We start from the raw sequence: 13918 nt of genomic DNA, 5'->3' as shown, positions 1-13918 counted from the left end.
AGTTCAGCCATGGCCGACCAGCAAGCCCAAGATCCCGTTTTCCAGATCCAGCGCGTCTACCTCAAGGACCTGTCGCTCGAACAGCCCAATTCGCCCGGCATCCTGCTCGAACAAGAGCAGCCCACGGTCGACATCCAGCTCGGCGTGGACGCCCAGCCCGTGGCTGAAGGCATCTTCGAAATCACCGTGTCGGCCACCGTGCAGACCAAGATCCAGGACAAGACCGTGTTCCTGGTCGAAGCCAAGCAAGCCGGCATCTTCGAGATCCGCAACCTGCCTGAAGACCAGATGGGCCCGATCCTCGGCATTGCCTGCCCGCAGATCGTCTACCCGTACCTGCGCGGCAACGTGGCCGACGTGATCCAGCGCGGCGGCTTCCCGCCCGTGCACCTGGCGGAAATCAACTTCCAGGCCATGTACGAGCAGCAGCAGGCGCAGGCCGCCGGCCAGCCCTCGCCGATCGTCACGCAGTAAAACCCGGCACAGCGCCGCAACGCCGATGAAGATCTGCGTTCATGGCGCCGGTGCCTGGGGCACGGCGCTGGCTGTCAACGCGGCAACCCGCCACGAGGTCACGCTCTGGGCGCGCGATGCGGCCCAGGCCGACGCGATTTCGAAGGCGCGTGAAAACACCCGCTATCTGCCCGGCCTGGCCCTGCCGCCCGCACTGACGGTGCGGGCCGGCGATCTTCGCCAGGCCCAGGCGGGCGCCGAACTCGTCATCGTGGCCACGCCGATGGCCGCCTTGCGCCAGCAGCTCACGGCCTTGCGCGGCACGACCGCGCCGGTGGCGTGGCTCTGCAAGGGCGTCGAGCCCGCAATCGACAATTCCCCTGCCACTTTCGGCTTGCTGGCCCACGAGATATGGGCGCAAGTTGCTCCTGAATTGCTAGCGGGCGTGCTCAGCGGGCCAAGCTTTGCGCAGGAAGTCGCCGAAGGCCGGCCCACTGCGCTGGTGGCCGCGAGCCCGCATGCCGCGGTGCGCGAGGCGCTGGTCGAAGCGTTCCACGGCCCGGCCTTGCGCGTCTATGCCAACGACGACATCGTGGGTGTCGAGGTCGGCGGCGCGGTCAAGAACGTGCTGGCGATTGCCACCGGGCTTTGCGATGGCCTGGCCTTGGGGCTCAACGCACGCGCGGCGCTCATCACGCGCGGGTTGGCCGAAATGACCCGTTTCGGGCTGGCGCTCGGCGCGCGGGCCGAGACTTTCATGGGCCTTTCCGGCCTCGGCGACCTGGTGCTGACCGCCACCGGCGACTTGTCGCGCAACCGCAAGGTGGGCTTGCTGCTGGCGCAGGGTCATACGTTGGAGCAAGCCGTGGCTTCGCTGGGCCACGTTGCCGAAGGCGTGTATTGCGCGCGCACCGTGGTGCAGCGTGCGCGCGGCCTCGGGGTGGAAATGCCCATTGCCGAAGGCGTGGTTGCGTTGCTGGACGGCCGGCTGAGCCCGCAAGAGGCCGTCGCCTCGCTGACTGGCCGCGACCCGGTGCCCGAATCGGTCCACGCCCCCGCGGACTCGCGTGGTTCAACCCAACAAGACTGACGAGACAAAAAAGAGCCATGAGCCTTCGCTTTGATTTTTCGGCGCCGGCCGTGGCCGCGCTGGCCCAGGCCGACGCTGCCCGCGCCTTGCAGGAAGACGTGGCCGACGGTGATCTGACCGCTTCGCTGGTCGACCCCGGCCGCCGCGCCCGCGCCCGCGTGCTGGCGCGCGAATCGGCCGTGGTCTGCGGCGCACCCTGGGTCGAAGCCACCGTGCGGCAGCTCGATCCGCAAGCCCGCATCGAGTGGCTGTGCGGCGAGGGCGAGCGCTGCGCGGCCGACCAGACGGTGCTCGAAATCGAGGGCTCGGCCCGCGCGCTGCTGACGGCCGAACGCACCGCGCTCAATTTTCTTCAGCTGCTGAGTGCGGTCGCCACCAAGACCGCGCTTTATGCCGATGCCGTTCGCGGCACGCGCGCAAGCATCGTCGACACCCGCAAGACCTTGCCGGGCCTGCGCCTGGCGCAGAAGTACGCGGTGCGCACCGGCGGCGGCGTGAACCACCGCATCGGTCTTTACGACGCGGTACTCATCAAGGAAAACCACATCGCCGCGGCCGGCGGCGTGGCCGCGGCGCTGCGTGCCGTGGCGCCGGTGGCGGAACGCGCGGCCTTCGTCGAGGTCGAGGTCGAAACGCTGGCGCAGCTGTGCGAGGCGCTGGAGGCCGGCGCACGCATGGTGCTGCTCGACAACATGGACCTGCCGACGCTGCGCGAGGCCGTTCGCATCAACGACGAGGCCGGCGATGGCCGCAAGGCCGTGCTCGAGATATCCGGCGGCGTGACGCTCGAAGGCCTGCGCACCCTGGCTGAAACCGGCGTGGACCGCATCTCGGTCGGTGCGCTCACCAAGGACGTGAAGGCCGTCGATTTTTCGATGCGTTTCCAGGAAGGCTGAGGGCGGCCATGGTTTCTTCTTTCGTCATCGATGTCGACTACGAACAACCGGTGGCCGAAGCCGGCTCGGCCTGCGACACCCGCCACGCATGGGCGCGCGTGCCGCCGGAGCCTTCGCCCGACGAGCGCATCGCCCTGAAGGAGCGCATTCGCCGCCTGCTGCGCGAGCGCAATGCGGTGATGGTCTCGCATTTCTACGTGCATCCCGACCTGCAGGACCTGGCCGAGGAAACCGGCGGCATCGTGAGCGATTCGCTCGAAATGGCGCGCTTCGGCCGCGACCACGCCGCGCGCACGCTGGTGGTGTCGGGCGTGCGTTTCATGGGCGAGACCGCCAAGATCCTCTCGCCCGAAAAGCGCGTGCTCATGCCCGACCTGGACGCCAACTGCTCGCTCGACCTCGGCTGCCCGGTCGATGAATTCAGCGCGTTCTGCGACCAGCATCCCGACCGCACCGTGGTCGTCTACGCCAACACCAGCGCGGCCGTGAAGGCGCGCGCCGACTGGCTCGTGACCTCCAGCTGTGCGCTCGACGTGGTGAACGCGCTGCATGCGCAAGGCCGCAAGATTCTCTGGGGCCCGGACCGCCACCTGGGCGACTACATCCAGCGCCAGACCGGCGCCGACATGGTCAGCTGGAACGGCGCCTGCATCGTGCATGACGAGTTCAAGGCGCTGGAGCTCGAACTGCTGAAGAAGGCCCATCCCGCCGCAAGGGTGCTGGTGCACCCCGAGTCGCCGGCCGACGTGATTGCGCTGGCCGATGCGGTGGGCTCCACCTCGGCCATCCTGAATGCGGCGCAGCGCATGAACGCGAAGGAATTCATCGTTGCCACAGACAGTGGCATGCTGCACAAGCTGCGCACGCTGAACCCGGACAAGACTTTTATCGAGGCGCCCACGGCCGGCAATGGGGGCACCTGCAAGAGCTGCGCGCATTGCCCTTGGATGGCGATGAACGGGCTGGTGGAGCTGGCGAATGCGCTGGAAACCGGCGCGGGTGAAATTCATGTCGACTCGGCGCTGGGGCTGCGGGCGCGGGTGCCGATTGATCGGATGCTGGCTTTTACGGCTGGCCTCAAGAACGGCCAGGCGCCGGGAAGCTTGGTGGCAGGCATCGGCGCCGCCTGATCCCGTATTGCTCCTTCCCCCCTCTGGGGGAAGGCTGGGATGGGGGCTGGCGGCGCTGAATGGGCCGGCGGCGATGTGAAGGCCGCTTGCCCCCACCCCAACCCTCCCCGGAAGGGGAGGGAGAAAAAACTCAGAACTCCAGCGTGCAGCTATCCCCCAGCGCCTCTCTCCACACGCGCACCCGCGCGAGCGAAGCGCGAAAGTCCGGCAGCGCATCCGCAATGAACAGGCACAAGTTTTCCAGCGTCGGCGGATGCAGCCCCGCCACGTCGTCCAGCAGGTGATGGTCCAGGAGCTCGCGCACGTCATCCAGCCGGCGGCGCAGCAGCCCCAGGTCGACCACCATGCCCGTGATGGGATCGCGCTGGCCCGCAAGCCACACTTCGGCGTGGTACGTGTGGCCGTGAATACGGCGGCTGCCTTCGACCTCGATGTCGCGCTTCAGGGTGTGGGCGGCGTCGAAGAAAAAGCGTTGGCTGATGGTGAATCGCATCTGGAAAGTCTCTCCGCGCTCAGCGGATACCGGTGATCTTGTGGGTTTGTACGCTGAGACGCCACGCGGGCTGGCGCATGCATTCGGCAATGCACAGTTCGGTGTTGGCCACGCGGTCGGGCCCGTCCATCGGCTGCAGGAAGCGGTGCGTGAACTCGCCCGTGCGCGCCATGGTGTCGAGGTCGAATTCGGTCTGCGGCCACACCAGCTTCAGCTCTTGTCCGCGCTGCTGCACCCACGGTGCGCCGGCCTTGGGGCTGATGCAGAGCCAGTCGATGCCCTCGGGCGCCGCGACCGTGCCGTTGCTTTCCACGGCAATGCGAAAGCGCCGCGCATGCAGCGCGTCGACCAGCGCGGCGTCCACCTGCAGCAGCGGCTCGCCGCCGGTGAGCACTACCAGGCGGTGCTCGGCATCGCTGGCCGGCCATTGCGCGGCGATGGTGTCGGCCAGCAGGTCGGCAGTCTTGAACTTGCCGCCGAGCGTACCGTCGGTGCCTACGAAATCGGTATCGCAGAAGCGGCAAACGGCCGTATCGCGATCTTCCTCGCGGCCCGTCCACAGGTTGCAGCCCGCAAAGCGGCAGAACACGGCCGGCATGCCCGCCTGGCCGCCTTCGCCCTGCAGGGTGTAGAAGATTTCCTTGACGCTGTAGGTCATGAAGAAGCCGGGCTCCCGATCTCGAGGTTGTCGATCAGTCGCGTACCGCCCAACCGCGCCGCGGCCAGCGCCACGAGCGGTTCGCCAGTCAGCCCGAAAGTGGGCGCCTGCAGGTCGGCGCGGCGGCGCAATACAAGATAGTCCGGTTGCCAGCCGCGCTCCGTGAGCGTCTGCATTGCCCGCGCTTCGATTGCGGCCAAATCGCGTTCACCGGCTTGCACGGCTGCGGCCATGGCCTTCAGCGCCTTCGAGAGCTGCACGGCCTCCGCGCGCTCGGTTTCGCTCAGGTAGCCGTTGCGCGACGACAGGGCGAGGCCGTCGTCCGCGCGGAAGGTTTCGCTGCCGACAATGTCGATGGGCAGCGCGAACTGCCGCACCATGTGGCGGATCATCATCAGCTGCTGGTAGTCCTTCTTGCCGAACACGGCCACGCGCGGCTGCACGCACTGGAAGAGCTTCATCACCACCGTGCACACGCCCACGAAGAAGCCTGGGCGGAAATGGCCTTCGAGGATGTCGGCCAGCGCCGGGTCCGGGTGCACCTTGCAGGTCTGCGGCTCGGGGTAGAGCGCTTTTTCGTCGGGCGCGAACAGCACGTCGCAGCCGGCCGCGCGCAGCTTCTCGCAGTCGCTGTCCCAGGTGCGCGGATAGGTGTCGAAGTCTTCATGCGGCAGGAACTGCAGGCGGTTGACGAAGATGCTCGCCACCGTCACGTCACCCAGCGGCTTGGCCTGCTTGATCAGCGCGAGGTGGCCGTCGTGCAGGTTGCCCATGGTGGGGACGAAGGCGGGGTGCTTGAAAGCGGCCAGATGGCTGCGCAGTTCGGCGATGGTGTGTGCGATGTACATGGTCTCTGTTCCTTACCAGGCGTGGAGTCGATCGTCGGGGAAGCTGCCGTCTTTCACGGCCTGCACGTAGGCCTTGAGGGCGGGCAGCACGCCCGGCGCGTCGGCCATGAAGTTGCGTACGAACTTCGGCATCTTTCCGAGGTTGATGCCCAGCATGTCGTGCAACACCAGCACCTGGCCGGCGGTGCCCTTGCCCGCCCCGATTCCGATGGTGGCGCAGTGCTTCAGTTCATTCGTGAGCTCGGCGGCCAGTGCGGCCGGCACCATCTCGAGCACCAGCATCGTGGCGCCTGCGTCCTGCAGTGCGTGCGCATGCTGCTTCAACAGCGCTCCAGCATCGCCCTTGCCCTGCACGCGGTAGCCGCCCAGTGCATGCACGGTCTGCGGCGTGAGGCCCAGGTGGGCACACACCGGAATGCCGCGCTCGACCAGGAAGCGCACTGTCTCGGTGGTCCAGCCGCCGCCTTCGAGCTTGACCATGTGCGCGCCCGCCTGCATCAGCACCGTGGCGCTGCGCAAGGCCTGTTCGCGCGACTCCTGGTAGCTGCCGAAGGGCAGGTCGGCAATCAGCCAAGCCGTGCCCTGCACGCGGCGCAGGCCCCGCGAGACGCTGTCGGTGTGATAGCGCATGGTGTCCAGGCTCACGCCCACGGTGCTGTTCAGGCCCTGGCAGACCATGCCGAGCGAATCGCCGACCAGCAGGCAGTCGATGCCCGCGGCATCGGCCATGGCCGCAAAGGTGGCGTCGTAGGCGGTGAGCATCGAGATCTTCTCGCCGCGCGCATGCATGTCGGCCAGGCGCGGCAGGCTCACGGGCTTGCGCGATGCGGGCAGCGAGGCCGAGGGCAGCGTGCCGTAGGGCGTGGCGGCCGTCGGCGTTTCGGACGAAGGGGTTGCTGTGGTGTTCGACATGGTTGGGTTTCTCCCTGCGGGCGTCGGTGGCCGGGCATCCTTGAATGAAGAAAAAGTTTGAAAGCGGGTGGGGTGGTCAGCGGGCCGGCGGCGTCAGTACCGTCGGCGAGGAGGGCTCGGCGAGCGAAGGATAGTCGCGGCTGAAATGTAGCCCGCGGCTTTCACGCCTGGCCTGCGCCGAGCGAACGATGAGTTCGGCCACCTGAACCAGGTTGCGCAGTTCCAGCAGGTCGCGTGTGACGTGGAAGTGGGCATAGAACTCGTGAATCTCGGCCTGCAGCAGTGCGATGCGATGGCTCGCGCGCTCCAGCCGCTTGTTGGTGCGCACGATGCCCACGTAGTCCCACATGAAGCGGCGCAGCTCGTCCCAGTTGTGGGAGATGACCACGGCCTCGTCGGCGTCGGTCACACGGCTGTCGTCCCACTGTGGCAACGCGACGCCTGTGCGTCCCGGAGCAGCCGCAATTGCGCCGGCGGCGGCGCGCGCGAACACCATGCATTCGACCAGCGAGTTGCTCGCCAGGCGATTGGCGCCATGCAGGCCGGTGCAGGCGGTTTCGCCGATGGCGTAGAGGCCCGGCACGTCGGTGCGGCCGGCCAGATCGCTCAGCACGCCGCCGCAGGTGTAATGCGCGGCCGGCACCACCGGGATGGGCTCGCGCGTGATGTCGATGCCCAGCTCCGCGCAGCGCGCGAGGATGTTGGGAAAGTGCTCGTTCAGGAACGCCGGGCTCTGGTGCGAGATGTCGAGGTACACACAGTCCAGGCCGTGCTTCTTCATCTCGAAGTCGATGGCGCGAGCCACCACGTCGCGCGGCGCAAGCTCGGCACGCTCGTCGTGCTGGGGCATGAAGCGGGTGCCTCCCGCCGATTCGGGCAGCTTCAGCAGCCCGCCCTCGCCGCGCACGGCCTCGCTGATGAGGAACGACTTGGCATGCGGGTGGTACAGGCAGGTGGGGTGGAACTGGATGAACTCCATGTTCGACACCCGGCAGCCCGCGCGCCAGGCCGCGGCAATGCCGTCGCCTGTAGCCGTGTCAGGGTTGGTCGTGTACAGGTAGACCTTGCCCGCGCCGCCCGTCGCCAGGATGGTGTGCGGCGCGCGAAAGCTCAGCACCTCGTCGGTTTCGTCGTCGAGCGCGTACAGGCCCAGGCAGGCCGGGTCGTCCAGCCCCAGCTTGGGCCCGGTGATCAGGTCGACCAGCGTGTGGTGCTCGAAGAGGGCGATGTTGGGCGTGCGGCGCACGCGCTCGATCAGCGTCTGCTGCACGGCCGCGCCGGTGGCGTCCGTCACGTGCACGATGCGGCGCTGGCTGTGGCCGCCTTCGCGCGTCAGGTGCAGCCCGCCGTCGGCTTCGGCGGAAAACGGCACGCCGAGTTCGCGCAGCCAGTCGATGGCCTCGGGCGCATGCTCGACGACGAAGCGCGTGGCCTCGGGGTCGCAAAGCCCGGCGCCGGCCACCAGCGTGTCTTCCACATGCGCATCGAAGCTGTCGCCCGCAGCCAGCACGGCCGCAATGCCGCCCTGCGCCCAGGCGCTGGAGCCATCGTTCAGTGCGCGCTTGGTCAGTACCGCCACGCGGTGCGTCGGCGCCAGGTGCAGCGCCGCCGAGAGGCCTGCGAGGCCGCTGCCGACGATGAGGACGTCGAAGTCGCGCACGGCGGAGCTCACGGAAATGGACGCCGGCGAGGTCAGGCCGGCGAGTACGCCAGCCGGACGTAAATGGGCGCGAAGGCCTCGGCCTGCGTGATGTCGATCAGCGTTTCCTTCGCGAGCTCGAGCATCGCGATGAAGGTGACGATCAGCACCGGCGCACCGCGCGACACGTCGAACAGCTTTTCGAACTCGACGAAGCGCCGCCCCTGCAGGTGCCGCAGCACGATGCTCATGTGCTCGCGCACGTTGAGCTCCTCGCGCGAAATCTTGTGGTGCTGGATGAGCTTGGCGCGCTTCATGATGTCGGCCCACGCGTCGCGCAGCTCGACCACGTTCACGTCGGGGAAACGGGGCTTGAGCGACTGCTCGATGTAGACCTGCCCCTTCCAGAAGTCGCGCCCGTAGGTCGGCATGGCGCTGATGGAGGCGGCCTGCAGCTTGGTCTGCTCGTATTCGAGCAGGCGGCGCACCAGCTCCGCGCGCGGGTCTTCGGCCTCTTCGCCTTCCGCCACCTTCTTGGGCGGCAGCAGCATGCGCGACTTGATCTCGATCAGCATCGCGGCCATCAGCAGATACTCGGCCGCGAGCTCCAGGTTGGTCTGGCGAATTTCGTCGACGTAGCTCAGGTACTGCCGCGTGAGCCCCGCCATCGGGATGTCGAGGATGTTGAAGTTCTGCTTCCTGATGAGGTAGAGCAGCAGGTCCAGCGGGCCTTCGAAGGCCTCGAGAAAAACCTGCAGCGCCTCGGGCGGGATGTACAGGTCCTTCGGCATCGCGAACAACGGCTCGCCATAGAGCCTGGCGAGCGCGACCTGGTCGACCACTTCGGGCATGCTGGCCACGAGCGTGTCGTTGTCCTCGTTGTCCTTCATCGGGTGCTTGCTATCATTTCAATAGCTGCATGCGCGACGGCGGCGAACGATGGATGCCGGCTGGGCACCATTACTTGACTTGGGTCTGGTAGACGTACGGCTGCTGCGGCACGCGGGCTTCGCTGTATTCCTCGAGCAAGCTGCGGTCGAGGTGCTTGTCCCACAGCAGGGCGCGGCCGGCACGCTGTTCGGCTTCCAGCGTCGGCTTCTTTTCTTTCATCTCCTCGATGAAGCTGGTGATCTCGGAGGTGTAGTGGGGGCGGCGGAAGATGGACATAGACTGGACCTTTGTAGCGCGAATTTTACCGGGGATGGCATGAAGCGACGACAACAGTGGCGGATAGGCATGGCAACGGCCTTGCTGGCGGCAGTCATGGGGCTTGCGGGATGCGATCCGCAGCGCATCAGCGAACTGGAGGAGGGCGTCTCGACCGAAGCCGACGTGCGCGCCAAATTCGGCCAGCCCGAGAACATCTGGGACGCGCCCAACGGCCGCGTGTTCGAGTACAACCGCCAGCCGCAGGGCCAGAAAAACTACATGATCATCATCGGCGCCGACGGCAAGATGAGCGCGCTGCGCCAGGTGCTCACGCCCGAGAACTTTGCCAAGGTGCAGCCGGGCATGATGATGGAAGACCTGCGCAAGCTGCTCGGCAAGCCCGCGAAGGTCACGCCCTACGCGCTCAAGCGCGAAACCGAATGGGAGTGGCGCTGGGTCCAGCCGCCCAGTTCGCCCATGGTGTTTACCGCCACGCTCAACGACGACCAGCGCGTGGTGCGCAGCGGCTCTTCACCCGACCGGAGCACCGAGGCAAATTAGTTGGCTTACTCGGTGCAGCTTGATTGCTAAAGTTAATTCGCGGCCTGTGGGCCGATATCACATCTGCACCGAATTCATTGGGCGGTCCTGGGTCTCCTCGGCACAGTTGCAGATGGAAATAGCGGCGACCTAGCCGTGGGCGACTTATGGCTGAAACTTAATAACTACCTGTCTATGAGGGTTGTGGCTATGTGCTCCCGGGTCATGTGAAATATGTCGCGTTTTCACCTCTGATTTTGTGTGGTAAGTTATTTTGTTAATAGTTATTTCAACCGTCGGCTGACAATCCCAACGATCGCCCGAGGCTCCATGTACTTAGGCGGATAAAAAAAGCCTAGGGAGAAAGAGTTTGGGAGAAGCAGAGATAGCCGTTGCCTTACAGGCAACGGTGCAAGCGAGCGCAAAAACGTCCGCAGCCCCAGTGCCATTGGCGCATCCGTCCTTGGTCGCCCTGTGCACGGTGGCCCGCTTCCACCAGATCGCCGCCGACGCTGCCCTGCTGTCGCATCAACTGGGCCTGACCCCTTCCGAATCCGTCGACACCGCTACGCTGCTGCGTGCCGCCAGGCAGCTCGGCCTCAAGGCCAAGTCCTCCCGCACCACACCCGAGCGCCTGTCCTTGACGCCGTTGCCCGCGCTGGCCGTGCTGCGCCACAAGAGCGAGGACGGCAGCACCAGCGAACGTGTCGTCATCCTGGCCCAGTGCGACGCCCAGCGCGTGCTTCTGCAGGATCCCTCCGCCGCCTCGGCCGAAGCCGCCCGCCCCGTCATCGAACCCCTGGAGGTCTTTGCCGCCCACTGGACCGGCGAACTCATCCTCATCACCAGCCGCGCCAGCCTCGCGGGCGAACTCGCCAAGTTCGACTTCTCCTGGTTCATCCCCAGCCTCGTCAAGCACAGGAAGCTGCTGGGCGAAGTGCTCTTCATCTCCTTCATCCTGCAGCTGTTCGCGCTGGTCAGCCCGCTCTTCTTCCAGGTCGTGATGGACAAGGTGCTGGTGCACCGCGGCATGACCACGCTGGACGTGCTCGTCATCGGCCTTGTCGTCGTCGTCGTCTTCGAATCCTTGCTGAACGGCCTGCGCAGCTACATCTTCAGCCACACCACCAACCGCATCGACGTCGAGCTCGGCGCACGGCTGTTCCGCCACCTGGTGCAATTGCCGCTGGCCTACTTCCAGGCCCGGCGCGTCGGCGATTCCGTCGCCCGCGTGCGCGAGCTCGAGAACATCCGCAGCTTCCTCACCGGCAACGCGCTGACGGTGCTGCTGGACGTCGTCTTCTCCGTCGTCTTCGTGGCCGTGATGCTGTTCTACAGCGTGCCCCTCACCCTGATCGTGCTCGTGAGCATGCCGCTGTACTTCGGCCTGAGCCTGGCAGTCGTGCCCATCCTGCGCCGGCGCCTGGACGAGAAGTTCGCGCGCGGCGCGGAGAACCAGGCCATGCTGGTGGAGACCGTCAGCGCCATCCAGACCGTCAAGGCCACCGCGCTCGAGCCGGCCTTCGGGCGCCGCTGGGACAACCAGCTCGCCGCCTATGTCTCGGCGAGCTTTCGCACCCAGAACCTTGCGAGCTGGGCCCACGAAGGCGTCAGCCTCATCGGCAAGCTCGTCAACGCCGCCACCCTCTGGTACGGCGCCCACCTGGTGATGAACAACGACATGACCGTCGGCCAGTTCGTCGCCTTCAACATGTTCGCCCAGCGCGTGAGCCAGCCCATCATGCGCATGGCCCAGCTGTGGACCGACTTCCAGCAGACCGGCATCTCCATGGCCCGGCTCGGCGACATCCTCAACACCCGCACCGAGGTGCCGCCCAGCACCGCCGCCCAACTGCCCGCGCTCAAGGGCCGCGTCACGCTGGACAACCTCACCTTCCGCTACCGCCCCGAAGCCGCCCCCGTGCTGCACGGCGTCAGCCTCGACGTGCGTCCCGGCGAAGTCATCGGCATCGTCGGGCGCTCGGGCTCCGGCAAGAGCACGCTCACCAAGCTCATCCAGCGCCTCTACAGCCCCGAGCAGGGGCGCCTCCTGGTCGACGGCATCGACATCAGCCTGATCGATGCGGCGCAGCTCAGAAGACAGGTAGGCGTGGTGCTGCAGGAGAACACGCTCTTCAACCGCAGCGTGCGCGAGAACATCGCCGTGGTCGATCCGGCTGCGCCGCTCGAGGCCGTGATGCACGCCGCGCAGCTCGCCGGTGCCCACGAATTCATCAGCGAACTGCCCGAGGGCTACGACACCATGGTCGGCGAGCAGGGCGCGAGCCTCTCGGGCGGGCAGCGCCAGCGCATCGCCATTGCCCGGGCCCTGTTCACTCACCCGCGCATCCTGATCTTCGACGAGGCCACCAGTGCACTCGACTACGAGAGCGAGGCCATCGTGCAGCGCAACATGGCGCACATCTGCAAGGGGCGCACGGTCTTCATCATCGCCCACCGGCTGAGCGCCGTGCGGCATGCCCACCGCATCATCGTGATGGACAAGGGCCGGATCGTGGAAGGGGGCACGCACGAGGCGCTGCTGAACCGGCCCAAGGGCATCTATGCGCACCTGTGGGCGATGCAGGGCGGCGGGCATCCGACCGAAGGGGCGGGAGCGGTATGACACCGGAAGTCTCCACCACCGCCCCCGCGGCCAATGCGCCGCATGCGCGGGACATGCGCCACCCCGCGCTCGAACTGCTCGGGCGCTACCGGGCCGTGTTCCGGGCCGCCTGGCAGCACCGCCATGAACTGGCCGGACCGAAGCGGCTGTCCGACGAGTCGGCGTTCCTGCCCGCGGCCTTGAGCCTGCAGGACACGCCCGTGCATCCGGCGCCCAGGCGCTTGGCCTTCGCGCTGATCGCGCTGTTCCTCATCGCCCTGACCTGGGCCATCTTCGGGCAGGTCGACATCGTGGCCGTCGCGCCCGGCAAGATCATCGTGAGCGAGCGCACCAAGATCATCCAGCCGCTGGAGGTGAGCGTGGTCAAGCGCGTGCTGGTCAAGGACGGCGACCACGTGGAGGCCGGACAGGCCCTGGTCGAGCTCGACCCGACCACGGCCACCGCCGACAAGACCAGCATCGACGAGCAGTTGAAGTCGATGCAGTCCGAGGTGCTGCGCACGCGCGCCTTGCTGCAGGCGCTCAACATGCCCACGACCTCCCGGGCGCCTGAGCTGGGCAAAAGCATGCCAGCCGGTTGGACAGAGGTCGACATCGCCGCCACCCGGGCGCAGTTGAGCGACGAATGGAGCGACATCACCGCCAAGCTCGCCAAGGCGGCTTCCGAGATCCACCGCCGCCAGGCCGAGATCGCCACGGTGCGCGAGATGGTCGCCAAGCTGGAGACGACGGTGCCCATCGCCAAGCAGCGGGAGGCCGACTTCCACCAACTGGCCAACCAGGGCTTCATGTCCAGCCATGCGAACCAGGACCGCACGCGCGAGCGCATCGAGCTGGAGCGCGACCTGGCCACCCAGCGGGCCCGGCTCGCTGAAGCCAACGCCACCCTGCGCGAGAGCGAGAACACCCGGGCCGCCTACATCGCCGAGACCAAGCACAGCCTGCGCACGCGCGAGGCCGCGGCCGAACTCAAGCGCCAGCAAGGCACGCAGGACCTGGCCAAGGCGGGGCAGCGCGAGCGGCTCACCACCTTGAAGGCCCCGGTGGCGGGCACGGTGCAGCAGCTGGCCACCCATACCGAGGGCGGCGTGGTCACGGAGGCGCAGCCCCTGATGGTGATCGTGCCCGACGGGGCGCAGGTGACGGCCGAAGTGACCCTGGAGAACAAGGACATCGGGTTCGTGAGCCCGACCCAGGACGCGGCGATCAAGCTGGAGACGTTCCCGTACACGCGCTACGGCACGGTGAACGCGACGGTGAAGACGGTGACGGCGGATGCGGTGAATGACGAGAAGCGCGGGGCGATCTTCCCGGTGACGCTGAGCCTGAACTCAACCACCATCGATGTGGATGGCAAGCCGATCAAGCTGAGCCCGGGGATGAACCTGACAGCGGAGATCAAGACCGGGAAGCGGCGGATTATTGAGTTTCTGCTGAGCCCGGTTCAAAAGGCGACCGGTGAGAGCTTGAGAGAGCGGTGAGCT

General features: G+C 66.8%; 14 protein-coding genes. 7 read left to right on the top strand and 7 right to left on the bottom strand.

What is annotated here, in order from left to right:
* Positions 1 to 9 precede the first annotated feature (9 nt).
* From secB to nadA, 4 genes are read left to right on the top strand one after another with little or no spacing between them, the layout of a single operon-like run.
* Complete coding sequence (secB, locus tag ABIC94_RS07265; protein ID WP_354372360.1) at positions 10 to 474, top strand: protein-export chaperone SecB; 465 nt, start codon at positions 10 to 12, stop codon at positions 472 to 474.
* A gap of 25 nt (positions 475 to 499) precedes the next feature.
* Positions 500 to 1543, top strand: a complete 1044-nt coding sequence (locus tag ABIC94_RS07260; RefSeq protein ID WP_354372359.1) for an NAD(P)H-dependent glycerol-3-phosphate dehydrogenase — start codon at positions 500 to 502, stop codon at positions 1541 to 1543.
* A gap of 17 nt (positions 1544 to 1560) precedes the next feature.
* Positions 1561 to 2439 carry a carboxylating nicotinate-nucleotide diphosphorylase gene (gene nadC / locus ABIC94_RS07255; RefSeq protein WP_354372358.1) on the top strand — a complete coding sequence of 293 codons (879 nt, stop codon included), beginning with the start codon at positions 1561 to 1563 and terminating at the stop codon, positions 2437 to 2439.
* Positions 2440 to 2447: 8 nt separating this feature from the next.
* Positions 2448 to 3569, top strand: a complete 1122-nt coding sequence (gene nadA / locus ABIC94_RS07250; RefSeq protein ID WP_354372357.1) for a quinolinate synthase NadA — start codon at positions 2448 to 2450, stop codon at positions 3567 to 3569.
* Between the two features lie 130 nt (positions 3570 to 3699).
* On the opposite strand, the gene ABIC94_RS07245 is transcribed toward nadA, so the two are convergent.
* From ABIC94_RS07245 to ABIC94_RS07215, 7 genes are all read right to left on the bottom strand, one after another.
* Positions 3700 to 4062, bottom strand: a complete 363-nt coding sequence (locus ABIC94_RS07245; RefSeq protein ID WP_354372356.1) for a 6-carboxytetrahydropterin synthase — start codon at positions 4060 to 4062, stop codon at positions 3700 to 3702.
* Positions 4063 to 4081: 19 nt separating this feature from the next.
* Complete coding sequence (gene queE / locus ABIC94_RS07240; protein WP_354372355.1) at positions 4082 to 4720, bottom strand: 7-carboxy-7-deazaguanine synthase; 639 nt, start codon at positions 4718 to 4720, stop codon at positions 4082 to 4084.
* Entirely contained in the window at positions 4717 to 5568 is an 852-nt protein-coding gene (gene panC / locus ABIC94_RS07235) for a pantoate--beta-alanine ligase (RefSeq protein WP_354372354.1), read from the bottom strand. The genes queE and panC overlap by 4 nt, the downstream gene beginning before the upstream one ends.
* A 12-nt stretch (positions 5569 to 5580) precedes the next feature.
* Positions 5581 to 6480, bottom strand: coding sequence for a 3-methyl-2-oxobutanoate hydroxymethyltransferase (gene panB / locus ABIC94_RS07230; RefSeq protein ID WP_354372353.1), 900 nt, complete (start codon positions 6478 to 6480; stop codon positions 5581 to 5583).
* A 76-nt stretch (positions 6481 to 6556) separates the two neighbouring features.
* Complete coding sequence (gene nadB, locus ABIC94_RS07225) at positions 6557 to 8140, bottom strand: L-aspartate oxidase (protein WP_354372441.1); 1584 nt, start codon at positions 8138 to 8140, stop codon at positions 6557 to 6559.
* 32 nt (positions 8141 to 8172) lie between these two features.
* Positions 8173 to 9009, bottom strand: a complete 837-nt coding sequence (locus ABIC94_RS07220; protein WP_354372352.1) for a segregation and condensation protein A — start codon at positions 9007 to 9009, stop codon at positions 8173 to 8175.
* Positions 9010 to 9079: 70 nt separating this feature from the next.
* Positions 9080 to 9286, bottom strand: a complete 207-nt coding sequence (locus ABIC94_RS07215; protein WP_354372351.1) for a DUF3460 family protein — start codon at positions 9284 to 9286, stop codon at positions 9080 to 9082.
* Positions 9287 to 9355: 69 nt separating this feature from the next.
* Between ABIC94_RS07215 and ABIC94_RS07210 the strand changes: the two genes are divergently transcribed.
* The 3 genes from ABIC94_RS07210 to ABIC94_RS07200 all read left to right on the top strand — a co-directional run bounded on the left by ABIC94_RS07210 (position 9356) and on the right by ABIC94_RS07200 (position 13915).
* On the top strand, positions 9356 to 9829 hold the full coding sequence (locus tag ABIC94_RS07210) for an outer membrane protein assembly factor BamE (RefSeq protein ID WP_354372350.1): 474 nt from the start codon (positions 9356 to 9358) through the stop codon (positions 9827 to 9829).
* A 421-nt stretch (positions 9830 to 10250) separates the two neighbouring features.
* The gene (locus ABIC94_RS07205; RefSeq protein WP_354372349.1) at positions 10251 to 12434 is read left to right on the top strand and encodes a type I secretion system permease/ATPase; all 2184 of its coding nucleotides are present in this window, start codon (positions 10251 to 10253) and stop codon (positions 12432 to 12434) included.
* The gene (locus tag ABIC94_RS07200; RefSeq protein ID WP_354372348.1) at positions 12431 to 13915 is read left to right on the top strand and encodes an HlyD family type I secretion periplasmic adaptor subunit; all 1485 of its coding nucleotides are present in this window, start codon (positions 12431 to 12433) and stop codon (positions 13913 to 13915) included. Before ABIC94_RS07205 ends, ABIC94_RS07200 begins: the two co-directional genes overlap by 4 nt.
* Positions 13916 to 13918 lie beyond the last annotated feature (3 nt).

This window comes from Variovorax paradoxus (assembly GCF_040544635.1).
Taxonomy (GTDB): Bacteria; Pseudomonadota; Gammaproteobacteria; order Burkholderiales; family Burkholderiaceae_C; genus Variovorax; species Variovorax paradoxus_R.
The sequence above is the reverse complement of the archived record's forward strand: the minus strand, read 5'-3'. Positions and strand labels throughout refer to the sequence as shown.